26 protein-coding genes are annotated in these 24,586 nt (G+C 34.5%); 25 read left to right on the plus strand and 1 reads right to left on the minus strand.

The features are described 5' to 3' along the window. The first annotated feature begins 105 nt into the window (after positions 1–105). The 4 genes from CHB81_RS04375 to CHB81_RS04390 all read left to right on the plus strand — a co-directional run bounded on the left by CHB81_RS04375 (position 106) and on the right by CHB81_RS04390 (position 3,201). On the plus strand, positions 106–1,521 hold the full coding sequence (locus CHB81_RS04375) for a rhodanese-like domain-containing protein (RefSeq protein WP_089350678.1): 1,416 nt from the start codon (positions 106–108) through the stop codon (positions 1,519–1,521). 88 nt (positions 1,522–1,609) lie between these two features. Beyond that, positions 1,610–2,179 carry a YeeE/YedE family protein gene (locus CHB81_RS04380; RefSeq protein ID WP_089350679.1) on the plus strand — a complete coding sequence of 190 codons (570 nt, stop codon included), beginning with the start codon at positions 1,610–1,612 and terminating at the stop codon, positions 2,177–2,179. A 28-nt stretch (positions 2,180–2,207) separates the two neighbouring features. Further along, complete coding sequence (locus CHB81_RS04385) at positions 2,208–2,687, plus strand: DUF6691 family protein (protein ID WP_089350680.1); 480 nt, start codon at positions 2,208–2,210, stop codon at positions 2,685–2,687. Positions 2,688–2,691: 4 nt separating this feature from the next. After that, positions 2,692–3,201: a GNAT family N-acetyltransferase gene (locus CHB81_RS04390; protein WP_089350681.1), complete on the plus strand. Its 510-nt coding sequence runs from the start codon at positions 2,692–2,694 to the stop codon at positions 3,199–3,201. 278 nt (positions 3,202–3,479) lie between these two features. Here the strand turns inward: CHB81_RS04390 and CHB81_RS04395 are convergent, their stop codons facing one another. Beyond that, positions 3,480–4,250 (minus strand): DeoR/GlpR family DNA-binding transcription regulator, encoded by a 771-nt coding sequence (locus CHB81_RS04395; RefSeq protein ID WP_089350682.1) that lies wholly within the window; start codon positions 4,248–4,250, stop codon positions 3,480–3,482. A gap of 152 nt (positions 4,251–4,402) precedes the next feature. Between CHB81_RS04395 and CHB81_RS04400 the strand changes: the two genes are divergently transcribed. The 21 genes from CHB81_RS04400 to CHB81_RS04500 all read left to right on the plus strand — a co-directional run bounded on the left by CHB81_RS04400 (position 4,403) and on the right by CHB81_RS04500 (position 24,576). After that, the gene (locus CHB81_RS04400; protein ID WP_089350683.1) at positions 4,403–5,980 is read left to right on the plus strand and encodes a glycerol-3-phosphate dehydrogenase/oxidase; all 1,578 of its coding nucleotides are present in this window, start codon (positions 4,403–4,405) and stop codon (positions 5,978–5,980) included. Between the two features lie 28 nt (positions 5,981–6,008). Continuing rightward, positions 6,009–7,502, plus strand: coding sequence for a glycerol kinase GlpK (gene glpK, locus CHB81_RS04405; RefSeq protein ID WP_089350684.1), 1,494 nt, complete (start codon positions 6,009–6,011; stop codon positions 7,500–7,502). Positions 7,503–7,531: 29 nt separating this feature from the next. After that, the gene (locus CHB81_RS04410; RefSeq protein ID WP_089350685.1) at positions 7,532–8,263 is read left to right on the plus strand and encodes an MIP/aquaporin family protein; all 732 of its coding nucleotides are present in this window, start codon (positions 7,532–7,534) and stop codon (positions 8,261–8,263) included. A 28-nt stretch (positions 8,264–8,291) separates the two neighbouring features. Then, the gene (locus tag CHB81_RS04415) at positions 8,292–9,062 is read left to right on the plus strand and encodes a hypothetical protein (RefSeq protein ID WP_089350686.1); all 771 of its coding nucleotides are present in this window, start codon (positions 8,292–8,294) and stop codon (positions 9,060–9,062) included. 504 nt (positions 9,063–9,566) lie between these two features. Then, positions 9,567–10,025 (plus strand): MarR family winged helix-turn-helix transcriptional regulator, encoded by a 459-nt coding sequence (locus CHB81_RS04420; protein WP_089350687.1) that lies wholly within the window; start codon positions 9,567–9,569, stop codon positions 10,023–10,025. A gap of 10 nt (positions 10,026–10,035) precedes the next feature. Beyond that, positions 10,036–10,668, plus strand: coding sequence for an NAD(P)H-dependent oxidoreductase (locus CHB81_RS04425; protein WP_089350688.1), 633 nt, complete (start codon positions 10,036–10,038; stop codon positions 10,666–10,668). A gap of 30 nt (positions 10,669–10,698) precedes the next feature. Beyond that, positions 10,699–11,265 (plus strand): YceI family protein, encoded by a 567-nt coding sequence (locus tag CHB81_RS04430; RefSeq protein WP_089350689.1) that lies wholly within the window; start codon positions 10,699–10,701, stop codon positions 11,263–11,265. A 208-nt stretch (positions 11,266–11,473) separates the two neighbouring features. Continuing rightward, positions 11,474–12,754 carry a hypothetical protein gene (locus tag CHB81_RS04435; protein WP_089350690.1) on the plus strand — a complete coding sequence of 427 codons (1,281 nt, stop codon included), beginning with the start codon at positions 11,474–11,476 and terminating at the stop codon, positions 12,752–12,754. Positions 12,755–13,074: 320 nt separating this feature from the next. Continuing rightward, positions 13,075–14,475 carry an anthranilate synthase component I family protein gene (locus tag CHB81_RS04440; protein WP_089350893.1) on the plus strand — a complete coding sequence of 467 codons (1,401 nt, stop codon included), beginning with the start codon at positions 13,075–13,077 and terminating at the stop codon, positions 14,473–14,475. Between the two features lie 97 nt (positions 14,476–14,572). Beyond that, complete coding sequence (locus tag CHB81_RS04445) at positions 14,573–15,019, plus strand: hypothetical protein (protein WP_089350691.1); 447 nt, start codon at positions 14,573–14,575, stop codon at positions 15,017–15,019. Positions 15,020–15,110: 91 nt separating this feature from the next. Further along, positions 15,111–15,677, plus strand: coding sequence for an aminodeoxychorismate/anthranilate synthase component II (locus CHB81_RS04450; RefSeq protein ID WP_089350894.1), 567 nt, complete (start codon positions 15,111–15,113; stop codon positions 15,675–15,677). Positions 15,678–15,776: 99 nt separating this feature from the next. After that, complete coding sequence (locus CHB81_RS04455) at positions 15,777–16,184, plus strand: GNAT family N-acetyltransferase (RefSeq protein ID WP_089350692.1); 408 nt, start codon at positions 15,777–15,779, stop codon at positions 16,182–16,184. A gap of 83 nt (positions 16,185–16,267) precedes the next feature. Next, on the plus strand, positions 16,268–17,260 hold the full coding sequence (trpD, locus tag CHB81_RS04460) for an anthranilate phosphoribosyltransferase (RefSeq protein ID WP_089350693.1): 993 nt from the start codon (positions 16,268–16,270) through the stop codon (positions 17,258–17,260). Positions 17,261–17,344: 84 nt separating this feature from the next. Further along, positions 17,345–18,130: an indole-3-glycerol phosphate synthase TrpC gene (gene trpC / locus CHB81_RS04465; protein ID WP_089350895.1), complete on the plus strand. Its 786-nt coding sequence runs from the start codon at positions 17,345–17,347 to the stop codon at positions 18,128–18,130. 120 nt (positions 18,131–18,250) lie between these two features. After that, a complete protein-coding gene (locus tag CHB81_RS04470; protein ID WP_089350694.1) occupies positions 18,251–18,913 on the plus strand; it encodes a phosphoribosylanthranilate isomerase in 663 nt (220 codons plus the stop codon). Beyond that, on the plus strand, positions 18,903–20,084 hold the full coding sequence (gene trpB / locus CHB81_RS04475; protein WP_089350695.1) for a tryptophan synthase subunit beta: 1,182 nt from the start codon (positions 18,903–18,905) through the stop codon (positions 20,082–20,084). The genes CHB81_RS04470 and trpB overlap by 11 nt, the downstream gene beginning before the upstream one ends. 152 nt (positions 20,085–20,236) lie before the next feature. Beyond that, the gene (locus tag CHB81_RS04480) at positions 20,237–20,554 is read left to right on the plus strand and encodes a gamma-glutamylcyclotransferase family protein (protein WP_089350696.1); all 318 of its coding nucleotides are present in this window, start codon (positions 20,237–20,239) and stop codon (positions 20,552–20,554) included. Positions 20,555–20,566: 12 nt separating this feature from the next. Beyond that, entirely contained in the window at positions 20,567–21,304 is a 738-nt protein-coding gene (locus tag CHB81_RS04485) for a carbon-nitrogen hydrolase family protein (protein WP_089350697.1), read from the plus strand. 246 nt (positions 21,305–21,550) lie between these two features. Further along, the gene (trpA, locus tag CHB81_RS04490; RefSeq protein WP_089350698.1) at positions 21,551–22,312 is read left to right on the plus strand and encodes a tryptophan synthase subunit alpha; all 762 of its coding nucleotides are present in this window, start codon (positions 21,551–21,553) and stop codon (positions 22,310–22,312) included. A gap of 325 nt (positions 22,313–22,637) precedes the next feature. After that, complete coding sequence (locus CHB81_RS04495; protein WP_089350699.1) at positions 22,638–23,267, plus strand: TetR/AcrR family transcriptional regulator; 630 nt, start codon at positions 22,638–22,640, stop codon at positions 23,265–23,267. Further along, positions 23,257–24,576 carry a TolC family protein gene (locus CHB81_RS04500; RefSeq protein WP_089350700.1) on the plus strand — a complete coding sequence of 440 codons (1,320 nt, stop codon included), beginning with the start codon at positions 23,257–23,259 and terminating at the stop codon, positions 24,574–24,576. Before CHB81_RS04495 ends, CHB81_RS04500 begins: the two co-directional genes overlap by 11 nt. Positions 24,577–24,586: the final 10 nt, after the last annotated feature.

A 24,586-nucleotide genomic window follows, 5' to 3' on the forward strand; every position in this document is an offset into this window, starting at 1 on the left:
AAATTTTTGTTTTTTACACAAAAATCTAATTTCTGTAACATTAGTCACTTATTTTAAGAAAAAACTAGGCTACCTTTGTATTCCCTTATTTTTAGAATACATATCATGAAAATAGAACAAATTTACACCGGATGTCTAGCGCAAGGTGCTTATTATATTACTTCAAATGGCGAAGCGGCCATTATTGATCCGCTTAGAGAAATTCAACCTTATCTTGATCGTTTAGAACGTGATCAGGTTAAATTGAAATATATTTTTGAAACGCATTTCCACGCTGATTTTGTTTCAGGTCATATCGATTTGAGCAAAGAAACTCAGGCACCAATTGTTTACGGACCAAATGCAGCTTGCGAATTTGATTGTATTTCTGCTAAGGACGGACAAGAATTTAAGATCGGAAATATTACTATAAAAGCGTTGCATACTCCGGGACATACTATGGAAAGCACAACGTATTTATTGATTGACGAAAACGGAAAAGATTACGCGATTTTCTCTGGAGATACTTTATTTATTGGTGATGTTGGCCGTCCTGATTTGGCTCAAAAAGCTGCTGGAATGACCCAAGATCAATTGGCTGGGATTTTATTTCATTCTTTAAGAGATAAAATCATGACTCTTGCAGATGATGTAACCGTTTATCCTGCGCATGGTGCAGGAAGTGCTTGTGGAAAAAACATGAGCAAGGAAACAGTTTCGACTATCGGAAATCAAAAAGCTACTAATTATGCTTTGCGCGCAAACATGACCGAAGCCGAATTTATTACTGAAGTTACGGATGGTTTATTGCCTCCGCCAGCTTATTTTAGTATGAATGTGGCGATGAATAAAGGCGGTTACGAAAGTTTCGAATCGGTTTTGCATAACGGAATGAAAGCTATTAAAGCAGAAGAATTTGAGGCTGTTGCCGAAGAAACCGGAGCTTTAATTTTAGACACCAGAAAAAGTGGCGATTTCTACAAAGGTTTTATTCCGCAATCAATTAATATAGGGATCAATGGAGATTTTGCTCCGTGGGTTGGAACTTTAGTTGCCGATGTAAAACAACCTATTATATTAGTAACAGAAAATGGTCTTGAAGAAGAAACTGTAACTCGTTTAAGCCGTGTAGGTTTTGACTCGATTATCGGACATCTTGAAGGTGGTTTTGAAGCTTGGGAAAAAGCAGGTTTCGAAATTGATACGGTGAACCGAATTTCGGCAGATCAATTTGCATCTGAATTTAAACCTCAAGAAAATAAAGTAATCGACATTCGTAAAGAAACCGAATACAGCGCTGAACATATTGATGAAGCTTACAACAAACCACTTGCTTTTATTAATGACTGGGTAAAAGACATTAACCCAAATGAGCATTTTTATTTGCATTGCGCGGGAGGATATCGCAGTATGATTGCAGCTTCGATCTTGCAAGCTCGCGGTTTCAGAAATTTCACCGAAATTGAAGGTGGTTTTGGAGCAATTGCAAAAACGAATATTCCAAAATCAGATTTCGTTTGTCAAAGTAAGGTATTAAAGTAAAAAGTAACAAAGGTACAGAGTTACAAAGCGACAAAGGTTTTAGCCTTTGAACCTTTGAACCTTTGCCTCTTAGAACCTAAAAAATAAAATGAGTTTACTAGAAATCATAAAAGAACCTTGGCCTTGGTACGTTGCAGGTCCGTTAATTGGATTAACAGTTCCTATTTTGTTGATTGTCGGAAATAAATCTTTCGGGATTAGTTCCTCATTGCGACATATTTGTGCCGCATGTATTCCGGCGAATATTTCCTTTTTTAAATACGATTGGAAAAAAGAAAGCTGGAATTTATTTTTCGTTTTCGGAATTTTCCTTGGCGGAATGATCGCAGCTTACTTTTTATCAAATCCAAATGCGGTTGAGATTACACCGCAACTTTCAGAGCAATTAGCTGGTTACGGAATCACTGATCATTCAGGATTATTGCCAAAAGAACTTTTCTCGTGGGAAAGTTTATTCACACTTCGTGGCTTTATTATGATTGTTGTTGGTGGATTTATGGTTGGTTTTGGAACACGTTATGCAGGCGGATGTACAAGTGGACATGCAATTATGGGAATTTCAAACTTGCAATGGCCTTCATTGGTAGCTACAATCTGTTTTATGATTGGTGGTTTTATTATGGCGAATTTGATTCTTCCATATATTCTTTCACTTTAGATATTCTTTCACTTTAAAAATTTCAAAAATGAATAATTTAGAAAATAAAAACACAGATACAGAAGGAATTAACGGAAGCCAATTGAAAGATTCCGGATTCTCAAACCTGAAATATCTAATCGTTGGAATCTTTTTTGGAATCGTATTCGTAAAAGCCGAAATCATTAGTTGGTTTCGTATTCAGGAAATGTTTCAATTGCAATCTTTCTTTATGTATGGCGTAATTGGAAGTGCTGTTGTAGTTGGAATAATCTCAGTTCAGATCATTAAAAGATTCAACATAAAAACCATTCAAGGCGAAAAAATCGAAATTCAGCCTAAAACATTTAGCAAAGGTCAAATTTACGGCGGATTATTATTCGGTTTTGGCTGGGCAATAACCGGAGCTTGTCCCGGACCTCTTTTTGCTCAAATTGGAACCGGAGTTACTGTAATTGTTGTAACTCTTGTAAGTGCTATCGCCGGAACTTGGTTTTACGGTCTTATAAAAGATAAATTACCTCATTAAAAAAATGAATACATTATTATTACGAAAAGCAAATCTTTCAGAAGTACCTCAAATTTGGGAAATTATACAAGATGCTATCGAACAAAGACGACTAGAAGGAAGTAAACAATGGCAAGATGGTTATCCAAATGAACTGTCGATTGAAAATGATATAAATAATGGTTACGGTTTCGTACTAACCGAAAACGAATCTATTTTATGTTATGCCGCCATTATTTTCGACATAGAACCCGCTTACGAAGACATAGAAGGCAAATGGCTTACTAATGGTGATTATGCTGTTGTACATCGTGTAGCAGTTTCAAAATTGACAAAAGGAAAAGGCATTGCAACAAAACTTTTTCAAAACGTAGAAGGTTTATGTCTCGAACACAATATATATAGTATAAAAGTAGATACTAACTTTGACAATGTTCCGATGTTGAAAATTTTAGACAAATTAGATTATACCTATTGTGGCGAAGTATATTTTAGAGGTGCAGCACGAAAAGCATATGAAAAAAAATTAGTTTAAAGTTGTAGAACTTTAAAACTACTTCATATAGAAAAAAACCCGACAAGTTTTAAAAACTTGTCGGGTTTTTCATTTTTATTATTAGGGCGTGCCACCATCGCGATAAGAGGGCAAAATTACTAAACGCATATACGCCCTCTTATCGCCATGCTGTCGGGCTATCCATACTGCTTCGGCAGTTTACTCCTATCCCTCACGCGAGCAAACAGTATAAAAAAAACCCGATAAATTTCCAGAACTTATCGGGGTTATTTTTGACAATGAAGTCTGTTTTTATATTATTTTGAAGCAATTATAACTTCCACTCCTATTTCTTCTAGTTTCGTTTTAGTTTCGATATCGATACCATCATCTGTAATCAAAACATCAATTTTATCCAAATTACATATTTTACCAAATCCTCTCACATTCATTTTTGTTGAATCTACCAGAATAATAACCTTCTCAGCGACCGAAATCATAGCTTGATTCAGATGCGCTTCCAAAGCATTTGAAGTACTTAATCCGAAATCTAAATGAAGCCCATCTGCTCCCAGAAACAATTTATTACACGAAAATTGACTTAGAATCGCTTCTGAAATTGGTCCAACTGCCGAATTTGAACTTTTACGAATATCCCCACCAAGTTGTATTGTATCTACATTTACTTCTTTACTTAATTCTAAAGAAACCTTTAAAGAAGGCGTAATTACAGTAAGTTTTTGAAATCCGGAAATAATTTGAGCCAGATAATGAATATTAGATCCTGATCCCAAAATGATATAATCTGAATTATGAATGTACTTTAGAGCTTCTTTTGCTATTTGCTTTTTTTGTTCAACCTGCAAACCTTCTTTATCATTTACATCTTTTTCAAAAGCATAAATAGGCTGCTTACTTGCGCCTCCATGTGTACGGTGCAACAAGTTTTCATTTTCTAGAAAAGTTAAATCCTTTCGTATTGTTACGGTCGAAACATTGTGAGTTTCACATAACTCCGCCACGTTTACATGGCCTTTTTGATCCAACTCCCTAAGTATATCTTCCTGTCTTTTATTAATAATAACCATAATAGCCCTTTAATATGAAGTTTTCAAGGTCTAAATGTACAACAAAAAATAATTTTAAAAAAAACCTTGTTTTATTGCTTTGGTTTCGTTTTGTTTCGTTAAGTTTGCTATTAGGAATTTAATCTTACAAAAACAAAACAAAACGACGCAATATGAAACGTTCAGAACAAATATCAAGACTAAAAAATACTGAAAAATGGGACGTCATAATAATTGGTGGCGGAGCGAGTGGTCTTGGAACCGCTCTTGACGCTGCAAGCAGAGGCTATAAAACAATTCTACTCGAAGCAATAGATTTTGCAAAAGGAACTTCAAGCAGAAGTACAAAATTAGTTCACGGCGGAGTTCGTTATTTAGAACAAGGTGACGTTCATTTAGTGAGAGAAGCACTAAAAGAGAGAGGATTAATGGCGAAAAACGCAAGTCATTTGGTAAAAAACCAATCTTTTGTAATTCCTAATTATAATTGGTGGGGCGGTTATTTTTACACCATTGGTCTAACTATCTATGATTTACTGGCGGGACGTTTAAGCTTGGGACGTTCAAAATACATTTCGAAGAAAAAAACAATAGAAATGCTTCCTACCGTTGAAGAAAAAGGTTTGGTAAGCGGTGTTATTTATCATGATGGACAATTTGATGATTCTCGTTTGGCGATAAACATTGCTCAAACTGCTGTAGAAAAAGGAGCTTGTCTTTTAAACTATACTAAAGTAGTAAACTTATTAAAAGACGACAAAGGTCAGGTTATTGGTGTAGAAGCAATAGATCACGAAACTGGTGATAAATACGAGATAAAAGGCTCTGCTATTATTAATGCCACCGGAGTTTTTACAAATGCCATTATGAAACTAAACGATACGGTTTACAAAAAATATATCGTGCCTAGTCAGGGTATTCATCTTGTGTTTGACAAATCATTCTTACCAAGTGACCATGCACTAATGATTCCTAAAACAAGTGACGGACGAGTTTTATTTGCGGTGCCGTGGCACAATAGAATTGTAGTAGGAACAACAGATACATTAATCAAAAAACACAGCTTGGAACCTATTGCTCTAGAAAGTGAAATTGAATTTGTACTTGAAACTGCACAACGATTTTTAGCAAAAAAACCAACCAGAGCAGATGTTTTATCAGTTTATGCCGGTTTACGCCCTTTGGCAGCTCCGGAAGATGAAGGAAAAAGCACTAAAGAAGTTTCAAGAAGTCATAAAATTATTGTTTCAGAAACAGGATTAATAACAATTACAGGAGGAAAATGGACTACCTACAGAAAAATTTCTGAAGACATAATCGATAAAGCGATCAAAGTAGGCAAATTATCAAAAAAAGCTTGTAATACAGAACATCTTCCAATTCATGGTAACCAGCCTACAACAACTTTAGACAGAGAAAATCACTTATACATTTATGGTTCAGATATTCCTGAAATAATAAAATTGCAGCAAAACGAACCTGAATTAAAAGAAAAACTACACCCGGATCATGAATTTACTATGGCAGAAGTAGTTTGGGCAGTTCGATATGAAATGGCAAGAACCATTGACGATGTATTGGCAAGACGTGTTCGTTTATTATTCTTAGATGCCAGAGCAGCAATTGAGTCTTCAGAAAAAGTAGCGCGATTACTCGCAAAAGAACTCGGGCATGACGAAGCTTGGATATACAAGGAAATTTCACATTTTAAAGAGATCTCAAAAGGATTTCTTTTAGCAGAATTCAGATAAAACTTTATTAATACTTTATTATACAACCATGCAAAACAAATTAATTCTGGCGCTGGATCAAGGAACAACTTCCTCTCGAGCTATTGTCTTTAATCATGAAGGTGAGATTGTAAGCATATCTCAAAAACCGTTTGAACAAATTTTCCCAAAACCGGGATGGGTCGAACATGACCCAAACGAAATCTGGTCTTCGCAAATAAGCGTCGCTGCCGAAGTAATTGCAAAAGTAGGAATATCAGGCAGAGAAGTTGCTGCAATTGGAATAACCAACCAACGCGAAACTACTATAGTTTGGGACAGAGAAACCAGTGAACCTGTTTATAATGCTATTGTGTGGCAAGACCGCAGAACTGCAAAATATTGCGACGAGCTAAAAGCAAAGGGACATGCTGAGATGATCCAAAATAAAACTGGTTTAATTCTGGATGCTTATTTCTCCGGAACAAAGGTAAAATGGATTCTTGATAATGTGCCGGGAGCGCGTGAAAAAGCTGAACAAGGAAAACTTTGTTTTGGAACCGTTGACACTTGGCTAATCTGGAAATTAACCCGCAGTAAATTATTTATGACGGATGTTTCTAACGCTAGCAGAACATTATTATTTAACATACATACCTTAGAATGGGACAATGAATTATTGGAATTATTCAACATTCCAAGAGCAATGTTACCAGAAGTAAAAGAAAGCAGTGAAATTTACGGAGAAACCTCTACTACTCTATTTGCATCAAAAATTCCTATTGCAGGAGTTGCAGGAGATCAGCAGGCGGCACTTTTTGGTCAATTATGTACAACTCCGGGAATGGTAAAAAACACATACGGAACTGGTTGCTTTATGCTAATGAATACGGGTGAAAAACCAATTCTTTCTACAAATAATTTATTAACTACAATTGCCTGGAAAATAAACGGTAAAACAACCTATGCATTAGAAGGCAGTGTTTTTGTTGGAGGTGCAGCTGTACAATGGTTACGTGATGGCGCAAAAATGATTAACTCATCTGAAGAAATCGAGACCTTGGCATCCAGCGTTCCTGACAACGGTGGTGTTTATTTTGTTCCCGCTTTAACCGGATTAGGAGCTCCACATTGGGATCAATATGCCAGAGGTGCAATATTAGGAATAACCAGAGGCACAACAAATGCTCATATTGCCAGAGCAACCTTAGAAGGGATTGCTTATCAGGTAAATGACTTAGTTAAAGCCATGGAAGCTGATTTTGGCGACAAAGGAAAAGAACTAAGAGTTGACGGAGGTGCTGCAAATAATAATTTATTAATGCAGTTTCAGTCAGATATTTTTGGTACAACTGTAACACGCCCTAAAACACTTGAAACAACAGCGTTGGGAGCTGCATATTTAGCAGGACTTGCTGTTGGATTCTGGTCAAGTATTGATGACCTGAAAGAACAATGGTCTATAGACAGGGTATTTTCTCCAGAAATGGAAAAAGCAAAAGTAAATGAACTTGTAAAAAACTGGGACAAAGCCGTTGGCCGCGCATCAAACTGGATTGAATAATAAAAATTTAAACTTAAAAACATCAAAATATGACTCCTTTTATAGCAGAAATTTTAGGTACTATGGTAATGATTTTATTAGGAAATGGCGTTGTTGCCAACGTTAATCTTAAAGGCACGAACGGAAACAATTCAGGTTGGATTGTTATCACTACTGCTTGGGCATTTGCCGTTTTTGTAGGCGTAACTATTGCAGGTCCAGTTAGCGGAGCACATTTAAATCCAATAGTTACACTTGGTTTGGCTCTAATTGGTAAATTTAGCTGGAATTTGGTTCCTACCTATATTGCCGGCGAAATGATTGGAGCAATGTTAGGTGCTTTTTTAGTATGGTTATCTCACAAAGACCATTTTGCTGCAACTGAAGATGAAGGAGCCAAACTTTCCTGTTTTTCTACGGGGCCTGCAATAAAAAATAATGTTTCAAACTTAATCAGTGAGATAATTGCGACTTTCGTTTTAATTTTTTCTATCTTTTATATTGCAGGTCCAAGCCTTACAATTGCATCAGATGCAAATGCAACAATTGGTTTGGGAACCGTAGGAGCTCTTCCTGTCGCAATAGTCGTTTGGGCAATTGGGTTATCCTTAGGAGGTACAACAGGTTATGCCATAAATCCGGCAAGAGATTTGGGACCAAGAATCATGCATGCTATTTTACCCATAAAGGGAAGCAGTAACTGGGGATACGCCTGGATCCCTATTGTAGGCCCCATAATAGGGTCTTGCTTAGCCGCTGTATTATACCTGGCACTCCATTAATTATAGTTATTAAAATTCTTTAATTTTTATGAAAAAATTACTTCTTTCTTCTATGATTGCGATCATAGGACTAACTGGCTATGCCCAAGACTCAGCGCCAGAAAACACTGCAACTAAAGAACCCAGCCGCTTAAATTATAATGTCACGCTTACAACAAGTCATCTCTGGAGAGGATTAATCATTAATCCAAGCATGACAGTTATGGGCGACATTCATTATGCGTTAGACAAAAAACAAAACTTTTCTGTTGGTGTTTGGGGTGGTAATGGATTTGACGGCAAATACACAGAGGTTGATTATTATGTTCAATATAAACATAAAGGACTAACAATTGGTTTATGGGATTTATTCAATACTACAAATGTTGTGCATCCTGAGGTTTTTAATTATGACAAGAACACAACAACGCATCTTATTGATCTTAGAACTTCTTATAGATTTTCTGAAAAATTTCCTTTGCGAGTTGAGGCCGACATTATTCTCTACGGTAATGATAAAGAATTAACTGCCAACTTAGATTACAAGAACAGATATTCTACTTATGTCGAGCTGGGTTATCCGTTGATTAAAAACGAGCAAATAACATTAGACGCTTATATGGGAGCAGGATTTTCGCTTGACGGAAGATCAAATCTATACCTTACAGATCCTAATAGTAATTTTGGTATCGTAAACACAGGACTTAAAGCTTCTAAAAACATTACAGTACTACAATATAAACTTCCTGTTTTTGCAGGTATTATGTGGAATCCAGCAGAAAAATACACTCGTATGCAACTTGGAGTTTCATTATTTTAAAACTTATACAAATTATTCTTTATCAAACCCGACAGGTTTTAAAAATCTGTCGGGTTTCTCGTATCGTGGGCTTGCGTGAGGGATAGGAATAAACTGCCGAAGCAGTATGGATAGCCCGACAGCATCCTGATAAAAGGGCATATATGCGCGTAGCTTTGCCCTCTTATCAAGATGGTGGCACGCCCTAATAATAAATTTTAGGTTTTAGATTTTTATCCTGAAAACTAAATCAGAAAGTTTTAAAGACTTAAGAATTGTAGCGTTTTACACAAGAGCTTTGTCAAAGTTTAAGACTTTGACAAATGAACTCACTTTAAACAATCGTTAAATATCATAAAAGCACTATTTCAAATCAAAGAAATTATATTACTTTTAAATTAATTATATAGGATTTGTATAGTTATAATTTCACGTTAATTCAATTAACAAAAAATTAACACTACATTTGTATATACAAATATTAAAAGCCATACATTTGTACATACAAATTATACACTTACAACTATGACAATTGAAGAGGTTATAAAAAGTACAGTTAAGATGGATAATGCGAAAAAAGTTATTCTGAATATCATGTACACGCAAAATGTGATTCAGGATCATTTCAACGAGTTGATAAAACCGTATGATTTATCCGGAGAACAATACAATGTGCTACGTATATTAAGAGGACAAAAAGGAAATCCTGCTAATATGTGTGTGATACAGGAACGTATGCTGGCAAAAACAAGTAATACAACGCGATTGGTAGATAAATTATTACTGAAAGATTTTGTTACAAGAAATGTTTGCCCTAGCAACAGACGTAAAATTGAAGTTCTAATCACTCAAAAAGGATTAGATGTTTTGAAAGAATTAGACCCAAAGGTAGATGAGCATGAGCGTTTGTTTGCTGAGAATATAAGTAAAGAAGAATTAGAGTTATTAAATCAATTATTAGAAAAATACAGAACCAACAAATAAATTTAAAATTATGAGTACATTATTAGATAATTTAAACTGGAGATACGCAACTAAAAAATTTGATGCTACCAAAAAAATATCTGCAGCAGATTTAAATACACTAAAAGAAGCAGTTAGACTAAGTGCTTCATCATACGGATTACAACCTTATAAAGTTGTTATCGTTGAAAATCCTGAAATCAGAGAGCAATTGAAAGCTGCTGCTTACGGACAAACTCAAATTACAGATGCTTCTCAATTGTTCATTTTTGCAAATGACTTAAATACCGGAGCAGAATCTGTAGATGCTTACATTCAAAACATTAGCGAAACAAGAGGTGTACCTGCTGATGCTTTGGCTGGATTCAGCGACATGATGAAAGGTACTATCGCCAACTTGTCTGTTGAGGCTAAAAACATCTGGACAGCAAAACAAACTTATATCGCTTTAGGAACTTTATTAAGTGCTGCTTCTGAATTAAAAATCGATGCAACTCCTATGGAAGGTTTTAATGCAGCTGCATTCAATGAAATCTTAGGTTTTGACAAATTAGGTTTAAACGCATCTGTTATTGCAACTGTGGGTTACAGACACAATGAAGACGATACACAACACTACAAAAAAGTTAGAAAATCTCACGAGAATTTATTTATCACTATATAATTATTATTAATCCAAATCAATTACAACAAAATGAAAAATTTAAAAACAATTGCAATAGCATTATTCGTAGCAGTGGCTAGTATTTCAGTAAATGCTCAAACTAAAAAAATCGACGTAAAAGCATCTACTATCAAATGGGTAGGTAAAAAAGTAACTGGAGAACACTCTGGAACTGTAAACTTTAAAGACGGATCAGTAGTTTTCAAAGGAAAAAAATTAACTGGTGGTTCTTTCACTGTTGATATGACTTCTTTAACTTCTACAGATTTAACTGGAGAATACCAAGGAAAATTAAACGGTCACTTGAAATCAGCTGATTTCTTTGGTACTGAAAAATTCCCAACTGCAAAATTAGTTTTCAAAACTATCGGAGCTAAAGCAACTGACGTTTATACTGTAACTGCTGATTTAACTATCAAAGGTATCACTAAACCAGTAACTTTTGATATCACTGTAGCTGGAAACACTGCAACAACTGCTTTCAAAGTTGACAGAACTAAATACGATATTAAATACAACTCTGGTAACTTCTTCGAAAACTTAGGAGACAAAACGATCAGTGACGATTTCGAATTAACTGTAGCTTTAAAATTCTAATATTTTAAACAGCATAATTCTTAATATTATAAGAATAGCCCCAATGGTTCAAAACTATTGGGGCTTCTTTTTACATTATTTTCAAAAAAATAACATTCTTAATATTCAGATAACACTTTCGTAATATCATACAAGGCTTTGATTAACATACGACTTCTACTTTTGGGCTGATCAAAAAAAATCCGAAACTAGAATCAAAATCATCGTTATGAAAACAAAAATACGTATTGCTATTATTACTTTACTGAGCACTTTTTGTCTACAAGCACAACAACAACCTAAGGGAATTATTGGCAGCTCAAACTGGATGAACAACTGGACCAATTTTAAACCTGCAAATACAGAATACAGCGAAGCTACAAATATCATCGCCGGTACGATTGACAAAGACATGAGGTTAACAAAAAGAAACACTTACCAATTAGTAGGTGTGGTATATGTTACTAATAATGCCGTTTTGACAATAGAACCGGGAACAATAATTCGCGGAGATGATAAAACCTGCGGAACTCTGGTAATTACAAATGGTGCCAAAATTGTTGCCGAAGGTCTTGAAACGGATCCTATAGTTTTTACTTCGAACAAAGAAATTTCAGAAAGAAAACCTGGTGACTGGGGCGGAATCATCATCTTAGGAAAAGCTCCAATCAATACAATTGGCGGAATCCATATTCTTCCTTTTGATCTGGAACCAATGTTAAATCACTACGGAGGTCAGGATGCCGAAGATAATTCGGGGATAATAAAATATGTGAGAATCGAATATGCTGGTCGAAAACTAAGCTCATTAAAAGAACTTAACGGACTTTCACTTGCCGGTGTTGGAAGAAAAACAGTTTTGAGCAACATTCAAATTAGTTTTTCAAACGATGATTCATTCGAAAGTTACGGTGGAGATTTAGTAATGAGTAACTTAGTTTCTTATAGAACTACAGATGATGATTTCGATTTTACACAAGGAGTTCAGTGTAATATCAGCAATAGTATTGCAATTCGTCATCCGTTTTCTTCAGATGTTTCGGGTTCGAGATGTTTTGAAGTTGATTCGTATGATAAAATTGAAAATACAGATATGACCAAGAAATTAACCAAGATAAATGCTAACAACATTACTATGGTAAATCTGGAAGAAAATAATCAAGGGCTTGTTAGAGAATCTGTTCATATTAGAGAAAGCACTTTCTTTAATCTAACAAATAGTATTGTTTCGGGCTTTACTCCTTTTGTAATATTAGAGTCAAATATTGGAGACGGATCAGCGAATTTATCTAAAATTACATTCAAAAATCTAATCGTTAACAATTGCAACGGAGGAATTACAAGCGAATCAAGCGGCGGAAATCCTGCAATTCAAAAATATTACAGCGACCCATCATTACTAATAGATTATACTTCGATTAAGAATAGTGAATTGTTTACAACGCCTAATATCAAAGGGAATCCAGATTTTAGAATGAACCAAAACAACACGCTTGCAATTGGGAATTAAAGTTTTAAAAGTCTTTTGTTTATTTGAAATTTAACAAATTTCAGGATTTAGAAAAGTTTTTTTTGAAATTTTATGTATTCTAATTCAAATTACATTTATATCTTTGTCACATCAAAAGAAAAATAAAAAATAACTTTTGCATTTATGAAAACATTAATGAACAATACTTGGTGGTGGAAGAATTTACGTCAAACGTCGTGAACAAAGCTTCCTATGGTATTGTAAAACTATAAATATAAAAGGCTTGTCATCACGACAAGCCTTTTTTTTTGGTCCAAATTCAAACGAAAAATATATTAAAAATTAAAACACAACATACTTTGAAACCTTTTATACTCAACACACACTACAAACAAATTCTGGCAGACACGATCACACCGGTAAGTATTTATTTTAAAATAAGAGACAAATTTCCAAATAGTTTATTACTGGAAAGTAGTGATTATCACGGAAATGACAACAGTTTCTCGTACATCTGCTGCAACCCGATTGCAACGATTAAAATCGAAAATGAAATCATCTCAAAAACTTTTCCTGACGGAACAACAGAACAAATTGCTATTGATGCTTTGACAAATATTCCAGAAGTAATTCAGGAATTTTCAAGTCAGTTTAAATCAGAAAAAAATGATTTTAAATTCATCAATAATGGTTTATTCGGATACATTTCTTACGATGCCGTTCGTTACTTCGAGAAAGTTTCTATTGCTAAAAAAGACAGCGCAACTTTAATTCCGGATGTATTTTATGCGGTTTACCAAAATATCATCGCAATCAATCACTTCAAAAACGAAGCTTACATTTTTTGCCATAGTGTTGACGGAAGAAACAATATCTCAGAAATTGAACAATTATTACAATCCAGAAATATTGCATCATACAAATTCACCAAAGAAGGCGAAGGTTTCTCTAACTTAACTGATGAGGAATTTAAACATAATGTGGCTTTAGCCAAAAAACACTGCTACCGCGGAGATGTATTTCAATTGGTATTGTCACGTCGTTTTACACAAGGTTTCAAAGGTGACGAATTCAATGTTTATCGTGCTTTAAGAAGCATTAATCCATCTCCTTATTTGTTCTTTTTTGATTATGGAGATTTCAAAATATTTGGGTCTTCGCCCGAAGCACAAATTATTGTAAAAAATAGAAAAGCCGAGATTCATCCAATCGCAGGAACTTTTAAAAGAACCGGAAATGACGAACGCGATGCTATTCTAGCCAAAGAACTTTCGGAAGATAAAAAAGAAAACAGCGAACACGTAATGTTAGTCGACTTGGCCAGAAATGATTTAAGTAGAAACGGACATGATGTAAACGTAGAAAAATACAGAGAAGTTCAGTTTTTTTCGCACGTAATTCACTTGGTTTCTAAAGTAACAGGACATTTACATGAAAAAGCTACAACCATGCAAGTCGTTGCAGATACTTTTCCGGCAGGAACTTTAAGTGGAGCGCCTAAACACAGAGCGATGCAATTGATTGAAGATTACGAAAAAACAAATCGTAATTTCTACGGCGGAGCAATTGGTTTCATGGATTTTGAAGGAAACTTTAATCACGCCATTATGATCCGAACTTTCCTGAGCAAAAACCACCAATTACATTGTCAAGCCGGAGCCGGAATTGTTGCAAGTTCAGATGAAGAAAGCGAAATGCAGGAAGTTTATAATAAATTAAGAGCTTTGAATACAGCGCTGGAAATGGCGGAAAAAATATAAGTTTTTTTTGTTTCAGGTTTCAAGTTTCAAGTTGTTGGAACGTGAAACCTGAAACGTGAAACAAAACATTTAACCATAAAACAAAAACTAAAAAACCATGAAAAACATTATCACTTTTTTGATCGCTATTATGCTTTTTACTTCTTGTGAAACTAAGAAAGAATCAAACGTACTTCCTATCGCAGGAACCTGGCGTTTGATATCAGCAGAAACGACAGAAAAAGATTCAACGTTCTCGACTTTCAATCCAAAAACAAAAATGATAAAGATTATCAATGATACTCATTTTGCTTTTTTCAATCATGATTTAAACAATGGAAAAGACAGCACAGCGGCAGTATTCTTTGGCGGAGGCGGAAAATATACTTTGAAGGATAGTATTTATACCGAGAATTTAGAATTCTTTAATAACCGTCAATGGGAAAATGGAAAATTTGAGTTTGTAGTCAAAATTAAAAATGACACTTTAACTCAAAAAGGAATCGAAAAAGTAGAAAAATTAGGAATCGACCGCATTATTACAGAAAAATACGTTCGAGAATAAAAAATAGTTTCAGGTTTAAAGTTTCAAGTTTCACGTTCCAATCTAACTTGAAACTTGAAACAAAGAAAACTTGAAACAAAACAAAAAAGACATGAAAAAGATATTAGTTATAGACAATTACGATAGTTTCACTTATAATTTAGTGCACTATTTAGAAGATTTAAATTGTGAAGTTACGGTTTACAGAAATGACGAATTTGATATTGATGAAATCGCTTCTTTCGACAAAATATTACTTTCGCCAGGTCCTGGAATTCCGGATGAAGCGGGTTTATTAAAAGCGGTTATTCAGAAATATGCTCCAACGAAAAGTATTCTTGGCGTTTGTTTGGGACAACAAGCGATTGGAGAAGTTTTTGGCGGAACACTTTCTAACCTTGACAAAGTGTATCACGGAGTTGCAACAAATGTAAAAACTGTAGTTTCAGACGAAATTTTATTCGAAGGTTTAGGAGACGAATTCGAAGTTGGAAGATACCATTCATGGGTTGTTGATGCTAATTTACCAGATGTTCTTGAAGCAACTTCAATCGACGAAAACGGACAAATTATGTCTTTAAGACACAAAACTTTTGATGTAAGAGGCGTTCAGTTTCATCCTGAAAGTGTTTTGACTCCAAAAGGAAAATTGATTTTAGAGAATTGGATAAAAAGCTAATTTTTTTTGTTTCAAGTTTAAGGTTTCAAGTTGTTGGAACGTGAAACTTGAAACCTGAAACTTGAAACCTGAAACCTTAAACTTAGAATCTTAAAAAAAATGGAAATAACAATTTTAGAAACCAAAGAAATCAATATCGACGACATTTTAGTTTTATACAAAGCAAATGAATGGAGTTCTGCCAATAAACCAAATGAGTTATACAACGCCCTTTTAAATTCCGAAACTTTAATTACGGCTTGGGAAGGAGAAAAATTAGTTGGACTTGGAAACGCAATTTCTGATGGATTTTTAACGGTTTATTATCCGCATTTATTGGTTTTACCGGAATATCAGGGAAAAGGAATTGGAAAACTGATTATGGACAAAATGCAAGAGAAATACAGTCACTTTCACATGCAAATGTTAACCGCTGACGGAAGATCTGTTGATTTTTATAAAAAGAACGGATTTGAACGCGCAGGAAAAACAGAACCCATGTGGATTTACCAAGGAAATGAACATTAAAGCAGTTTCCAGTTTCGGTTTTCAAAAAACTTAGCAACTCAGTCCCGAAGCTTCGGGATAGCAACTTAGAACCTTAAAAAAAAATGAAAAATATACTAAATAAATTAATCAATCACGAAGTGCTTTCAAAAGAGGAAGCTAAAGATGTATTGATTAATATCTCAAGCGGAAGTTATAACCCAAGTCAGATCTCAGCATTTTTGACCGTATTTATGATGCGAAGCATAACGATTGATGAGCTTTCGGGATTTCGTGAAGCTTTATTAGAATTATGTGTTCGCGTAGACTTATCTGCCTACAATACCATAGATTTATGCGGAACTGGCGGTGACGGAAAAGACACTTTCAACATTTCAACTCTCGCCTCTTTTGTTGCTGCCGGCGCAGGAATAAAAGTAGCCAAACACGGAAATTATGGGGTTTCGTCGATTTCAGGATCAAGTAACGTAATGGAAAAAATGGGAATAAAATTCAGCAATGATCCTTCATTTTTAGAGAAATGTATCGATCAGGCCGGAATCTGTGTGTTACACGCTCCCCTATTTCACCCGGCAATGAAAAACGTTGGACCAATCAGAAAAGAACTGGCAGTAAAAACCTTCTTTAATATGTTAGGACCAATGGTGAATCCATCGTTCCCAAAAAATCAATTGGTTGGAGTTTTCAATCTGGAATTAGCCAGAATGTATGCTTATTTATACCAAAATACCGATGTGAATTTTACCATTCTACATTCGCTTGACGGTTATGATGAAATTTCATTAACTGGCCCAACGAAAATTATTACAAGCGATATGGAAGGGATGATAAAACCGGAAGATTTCAAGGTTCGTCTTTTATCACAAAGAGAAATTGAAGGAGGAAGAACAATTGAAGAATCGGCAGATATGTTTGTCAATATCATTTCCGGAAAAGGAAGTGAGGCACAAAATAATGTTGTTTGTGCAAATGCAGCGATGGCGATTTCAACAGTAACAAAATGCTCTCCACAAGAAGGTTTTAAACAAGCGAAAGAAAGTTTGTTCTCCGGAAAAGGATTGAAAGCTCTTAAGAAATTACAAGAATTAAGTAGGTAAAAAATAGTTTCAAGTTTTCTTTGTTTCATGTTTCAAGTTGTTGAACGTGAAACAAATAAAACTTGAAACATGAAACAAAATAATATGAATATTTTAGATAAAATAATATTTGACAAACAGCGAGAAGTTGTTCTTAAAAAATCGATCATTCCGATTTCACAATTGGAAAACTCAGTATTTTTTGGAAGAGAAACGATTTCTTTAAGTCAAAAATTAAAGACAAGTGCAACAGGAATTATTGCAGAACACAAACGACGTTCTCCTTCAAAATCAATAATCAATCAAAGTTTTACGGTTGAAGAAGTGGTAAAAGGATATGAAAATGCAGGTGCTTGCGGAATTTCAGTTTTAACAGATGGAAAGTATTTCGGAGGTTCTCTTGATGATTTACTTTTAGCAAGAGCAAGTGTCAATATTCCGCTTTTGCGAAAAGAATTTATTGTTGATGAATATCAGATTCTGGAAGCAAAAGCTTTTGGAGCCGATTTAATTCTACTAATTGCAGCAGTTTTAACACGCGAAGAAATTAAATCGTTATCAGAATTTGCTAAAAAACTAGGTCTCGAAGTCCTTTTAGAAGTTCACAATCAGGAAGAACTGGAAAAATCGATTATGCCAAGTTTAGACATGATTGGTGTAAACAACAGAAACTTAAAAACTTTTGAAGTAAGTCTGGATTTCAGCAAGCAATTAGCTTCTCAAATCCCAAATGATTTTATAAAAGTTTCTGAAAGCGGAATCTCGTCAATCGAAGCCATTTCAGAACTAAGACCTTACGGTTACAATGGGTTTTTAATTGGAGAAAACTTCATGAAAACTGATAACGCCGGTGAAGCTGCAACAGAATTCATTCAACAATTGAATATGTAAAAAAGTTCGCCACGAATTTCACTAACTAGCACGAATTAATTAGTGACAATTCGTGAAATTCGTGGCAAAAAAGAAAAAACTTAGTGTCTTAGCGCCTTCGTGGCAAAAACATCAAAAAAAATGAAACTTAAAATCTGCGGTATGAAATATCCCGACAATATACTCGAAGTAGGCGCGCTCCTACCCGATTATATGGGATTTATTTTCTGGGAAAAATCCGCTCGCTATTTTGACGGAACGATTCCGGAACTGATTCACACCATTAAAAAAACAGGCGTTTTTGTAAATGAAACTGTTGATAATATCCTGTCAAAAGCAGAGAAATATCATTTACAAGCAGTTCAGTTACATGGAAAAGAATCTGTTGAATTTTGTCAGGAATTAAAATCTAAAATTGACGCCAAAGTTGGTGTTACAATCGAAATCATCAAAGTATTCTCTGTCGATGAAGATTTTGATTTCGAAATTTTAAAACCTTTTGAAAACGTATGCGATTATTTTCTATTCGATACAAAAGGAAAACTACCAGGAGGAAACGGAACCACTTTTGACTGGAAAATATTAGAAAATTACAAATCTGAGAAACCGCTGTTTTTAAGTGGTGGCATTGGAATTGAAGAAATACCCGCAATAAAAAATCTTAAAATTCCGATTTATGCAATTGATGTAAACAGTAAATTTGAGACAGAACCGGGATTAAAAAATAAAAGTTTATTAAGAAAGTTTCAGAAAAATTTAAAACCTGCGACTATAAACCCTAAACAACTACACAATGAATTATAATGTCAACGAAAAGGGATATTACGGAGAATTTGGAGGAGCTTACATTCCAGAAATGTTGTATCCAAATGTAGAAGAATTACGCCAAAACTATTTAAAAATAACAAGCGAACCAGATTTTAAAGCTGAGTTTGACCAATTGCTAAAAGATTACGTTGGACGCCCAAGTCCACTATATTTTGCAAAACGCTTATCTGAAAAATACAATACCAAAGTATATTTAAAAAGAGAAGACTTAAATCATACCGGAGCACATAAAGTCAACAATACAATTGGACAGATATTAGTTGCCAAACGTTTGGGTAAAAAACGAATTATTGCCGAAACCGGAGCTGGTCAACACGGTGTGGCAACCGCAACAGTTTGTGCACTTATGGGATTGGAATGTATCGTTTATATGGGTGAAATTGACATTGCAAGACAAGCGCCAAACGTTGCCCGTATGAAAATGTTAGGCGCTGAGGTTCGTCCTGCACTTTCAGGTTCAAGAACGTTGAAAGATGCTACAAACGAAGCCATTAGAGATTGGATTAACAATCCTGTAGATACTCATTATATTATAGGTTCTGCAATTGGACCACATCCTTATCCAGATATGGTGACACGTTTTCAGAGTGTAATTTCAGAAGAAATAAAATGGCAGTTAAAAGAAAAAGAAGGACGCGAAAATCCTGATTATGTAGTTGCTTGTATTGGTGGCGGAAGTAATGCTGCCGGAACTTATTACCACTTTTTGCACGAGCCGGAAGTTGGCATTATCGCCGTTGAAGCTGCCGGAAAAGGCGTAGATAGCGGTCATAGTGCGGCAACTAGTAAACTAGGAAAAGTGGGCGTTATTCACGGTTGCAAAACTCTTTTAATGCAAACTCCTGACGGGCAAATTACAGAACCGTATTCGATTTCGGCAGGTTTAGATTACCCGGGAGTTGGTCCAATGCACGCACATTTAGCACAAACAGGTCGTGGCGAGTTCTTCTCCGTAACGGATGATGACGCTATGAACGCTGGTTTGCAATTGACTAAATTAGAAGGAATTATTCCGGCAATTGAAAGTGCGCATGCTTTTGCCGTTTTAGATCAAAAGGAATTTAAACCTACAGATATTGTAGTTATCAGCCTTTCAGGACGCGGCGACAAAGATTTAGACAATTATATCGAATATTTTAAATTGTAAAAATATAATTGGGGCGTTATCCGCCGCCGTGGTCGGGCTGTCCGCTATATTCCCGATAACAAAAACTACGGCTAAAAAGCCTTGTTTTTCTAAATCGGGAGATACCGCTCTTATCCCTAACGCAAAAAACAACTAACGAGAAAATAGTAATTATGGAAAAGTTATTCTCTTACGGAACATTAAGATCGAAACAAATTCAGATGCAGATTTTTAACAAAGTTCTAACCGGAACTCCAGATCAGCTTTTGGGTTACAAACTAAAAAGTCTACAAATAGAAGAAGAATTTGGAATGGCAGACTATGTTGTAGCTGTGCCCAGCGCAGATTCTTCAGATCCTATACATGGTGTTGCTTTTAATATTTCAGCTTCGGATTTAGCTAAAGTAGATATATTCGAATCTAATGCTTATAGAAGAGTTCAGGTCAAGTTGAAATCCGGAACAGTTGCCTGGGTTTATATAGAAAGTTAATAAGTAAGCAAAATGATTCTAGCAGCAGCACAAACAAAACCAACTCGTGGAGATATTGATTCTAACTTATTAGATCATTATCGCCTTATCGATTTGGCGGTACAAAACGGAGCACAATTAATCGCTTTTCCTGAAATGTCTATTACAGGTTATGAACGTGAATATGCCCAAAAACTAGCTTTCAAAAAAGACGATTCAAGGTTAGATCATTTAAAAAAATTAGCTTCCGAAAATAATATCATTATTATTGCCGGAGCTCCAATTCAAATAGAATCTCAATTGTTTATTGGGGAATTTATAATTTCTCCTGATAATTCGGTTGTCATCTATACAAAGCAATTTTTGCATGAAGGCGAAGATGAGTTTTTTCAATCTTCATTCAATCATAATCCGATGGTTACAATTGAAGAGCAAAAGATTTCGTTTGCCATTTGTGCTGATATTGATAATCCACTTCATCCGGAAAATGCCTGCAAAAGAGCAACTGATATTTATATCGCAAGTATATTCTTTACACCAAACGGAATTCCCAGTGCGTATAGAGACTTACAAAGTTATGCTCAAAAACATCAAATGAATGTTTTGATGTCAAATTTTAGCGGAGAATCCTGGGGATCACCTTCGGCAGGGCAAAGTGCTTTTTGGAATAACAAAGGAGAACTTGTAGCTCAAATGAACGACTCAGATTCGGGATTACTTATATTAGAAAACAAAAATGATAATTGGACAAGTCAGATTTTAAAAATTTAAAAAATAATGCCACAGATTAAAAAGATTTTCACTGATTATTGCTGCAAATTTATTTCACGCAGATTTAAATTGATTTAAGCAGATTCGAGCAGAATTATATTAATTAAAATCTGCCTTAATCTGCAGAATCTGCGTGAAACAAAAAATCCGAGAGAATCTTTTATCCAAATATAAATTGGAAGTGGTTAAAGAATAATAACATACTTAATAGGTTTTAAGAACCTATTAGGATAAAAAATAAAAACAATGAACAGAATAACTCAAAAATTACAAGAAGATAAAAAGATACTTTCTATTTATTTTTCTGCTGGATATCCAAACCTGAACGATACGGTTCAAATTATTCAGGATTTAGAAAAAAACGGTGTTGATTTAATCGAAATTGGTTTGCCTTTTAGTGATCCTTTAGCCGATGGACCAACGATTCAGGCAAGTTCTACACAAGCTCTTCATAACGGAATGACAACTCAGATTCTTTTTGATCAGTTGAAGAACATCCGCGAAAGCGTAAAAATTCCGTTGATTATTATGGGATATTTTAATCCGATGTTGCAATATGGAGTTGAAAAATTTTGCGCTAAATGTGCCGAAATTGGTATCGACGGATTAATTATTCCGGATCTTCCAGTTGATGTTTATGCGGATGAATACAAAGCTATTTTCGAAAAATACGGTTTAATCAACGTATTCTTAATTACGCCACAAACGTCAGACGAACGTATTCGTTTTATTGACAGTGTTTCAAACGGATTTATTTATATGGTAAGTTCTGCAAGTGTTACAGGATCTCAGGCTGGTTTTGGAAATACACAGGAAAGTTACTTCGAAAGAATTGGAAGTATGAATTTGAAAAATCCACAAATAGTAGGTTTCGGAATTTCGAACAAAGAAACTTTTAATCAGGCTACGAAATTTGCAAAAGGAGCTATTATTGGAAGTGCTTTTATTAAACATTTAAGTGAGAGTGGAAGCGGGAAAATTGAGGAATTTGTTGGAGAGATCCGATAAGTTTTTATTTTTATTTAAAGAATATATCACATAGTTTGTCATTTCAACGAAGGAGAAATCTCCACGAGAGACTCGACAAAGATTAGATATTCTTTGCGGAGTTACTTGCGGAGATTTCTCCTTCGTCGAAATGACAAAAACATTGAAAGACACTAAGCTGAATTAATATCTCACGATGTTAATTCAGCTTTTTTTTATTAGATTATTATCAAAATTTAACAAAAAACAGCTACATGGTTTTCTGTTAATATTGCGTTAAAATAAAATTAAACAACTGTTTAATTTAAACACTTGTTTAATTTTGTATCCGATTAGAAACAATACCATGTCATACATCGAATTAAACGATAAAAAAATTCAAATTCTGGAGGTTGCCGAAAGGCTCTTTTCGGATAAAGGATTTGAAGGTACATCGATACGGGATATCTCAAAAGAGGCAAAAATTAACATTGCCATGATTTCGTACTATTTTGGTTCTAAAGAGCGTCTTCTTGAAGCTTTAATTCTTTATAAAACTTCTGATTTAAAACTGAAACTCGAAAATTTATTAAACGAAGATCTTGAACCTCTTGATAAAGTCAATAAATTAATCGAAATTTACATCAATCGAATTAGTTGTAATAAAGGCATTTTCAGAGTTTTACATTTCGAACTTAATTCAAAAAAAAGAGAAAAGAGCTTTATTGCCTTTACAGAACTAAAAAAAGGAAATCTAAAATCTGTTGAGAGTATTATTACTCAAGGTCAGGAAAAAGGTGTCTTTAGAAAAGATGTAATCATTCCGCTTATTACTCCCACTATTATTGGAACTTTTTTTCACTTTCATATGAATAAATCTTTTTATGAAGAATTACTAAATTTAAAAACAGAAGCCATGTACAATGAGTACATTAAAACCAGTCTTACAAAGCACATTCAACAAACTATAAAAGCTCTACTTGTTTATGAAAATTAATCAATTAATGCTCTTTGGGATTTTCTTTATCGGAATTTCATCAATAGAAGCACAAGAAAAAACAAGTTTAACCTTAGATGAAGCCGTTAAAATGGCTTGGGAAAAGAGTAACGACGTTACGCTTGCCAATACTAAGGTAAACACAAAGAAATACGAACTGCAAACGGTAAAAAATAATCAATATCCGGATATTAAAGTTTCTGGCCAATATCAGCGCCTTACAAAAGCATCGATTGATATGCCTAATCAGGGTGAAAGCAAATCTTTAGCATCTCCTGATAGAGCAATGTTTGGAATGGCAAATTTAAGCTTACCCCTTTTTGCAGGATTTAAAATTCAAAATAGCATCGACGCATATGATAACTTATATGAAGCTGAAACTGCTTATGCTGCCAAAACAAAAGAAGATGTTGCTTTAAGAGTTATTACGTATTATACAGCTCTTTACAAAGCTCAAAAAACTTTGGATGTTTTAAATGAAAATCAAAAAAGCGCCAAACAGCGTGTCACTGATTTTACAGAATTAGAGAAAAACGGAATCATCCCAAGAAATGATTTATTAAAGTCACAATTGTTAGTTTCGAAAACACAATTATCTATTGACGAAGCTACTAACAACCTTAATAATATCAACTTTTATCTAACTACTTTACTAAAGCTGGATCCAAGTACAAAACTTCAGGTTAATGAAGATGATTTCTTTAATTTAAAAACGAGTAATGCACCAACATCTGATCTGTTAGCACTTGAAAACAGAAAAGATTTAGAGGCTATTCGTCTTCAACAAAAAGCTTCTGCAGCAAATATTAAAGTTGCAAAAGCAGCATACTATCCAACTTTAGCATTACTTGGTGGTTATACTGCTTTAGATCTTAAAGACATTATAACTGTAAAATATGCAATGAACTTTGGTCTGGGTTTAACTTATGATATATCTGGAATTTACAAAAATAGTGCTCACGTAAGAGAAGCAGAAAGCAGAGCTTTGGAAGTTCAAAATACGGAAGCTGTAATGACAGATCGTATTAAAGTTGAAGTTCAAAAATCTATTGAAGATTATGACTTGGCTATTAACCAAAGTGTGGTTTATGACGAAGCGCTTCAACAGGCATCTGAAAATTACAGACTTGTAAAAGATAAGTTCGACAATGGTTTAGCCGATACCAATGATTTGGTTGAAGCCGATGTTGAGCAATTAAGTGCCAAAATTAATACAGCTGTATCTAAGGCAACTATTATTCAAAAATATTACGAATTACTATCCGTATCAGGACAATTATCACAATCATTCAATCTTTCTAAAATATAATCGATAGCTC

This window comes from Flavobacterium sp. ov086, from assembly GCF_900187965.1.
GTDB lineage: Bacteria > Bacteroidota > Bacteroidia > Flavobacteriales > Flavobacteriaceae > Flavobacterium.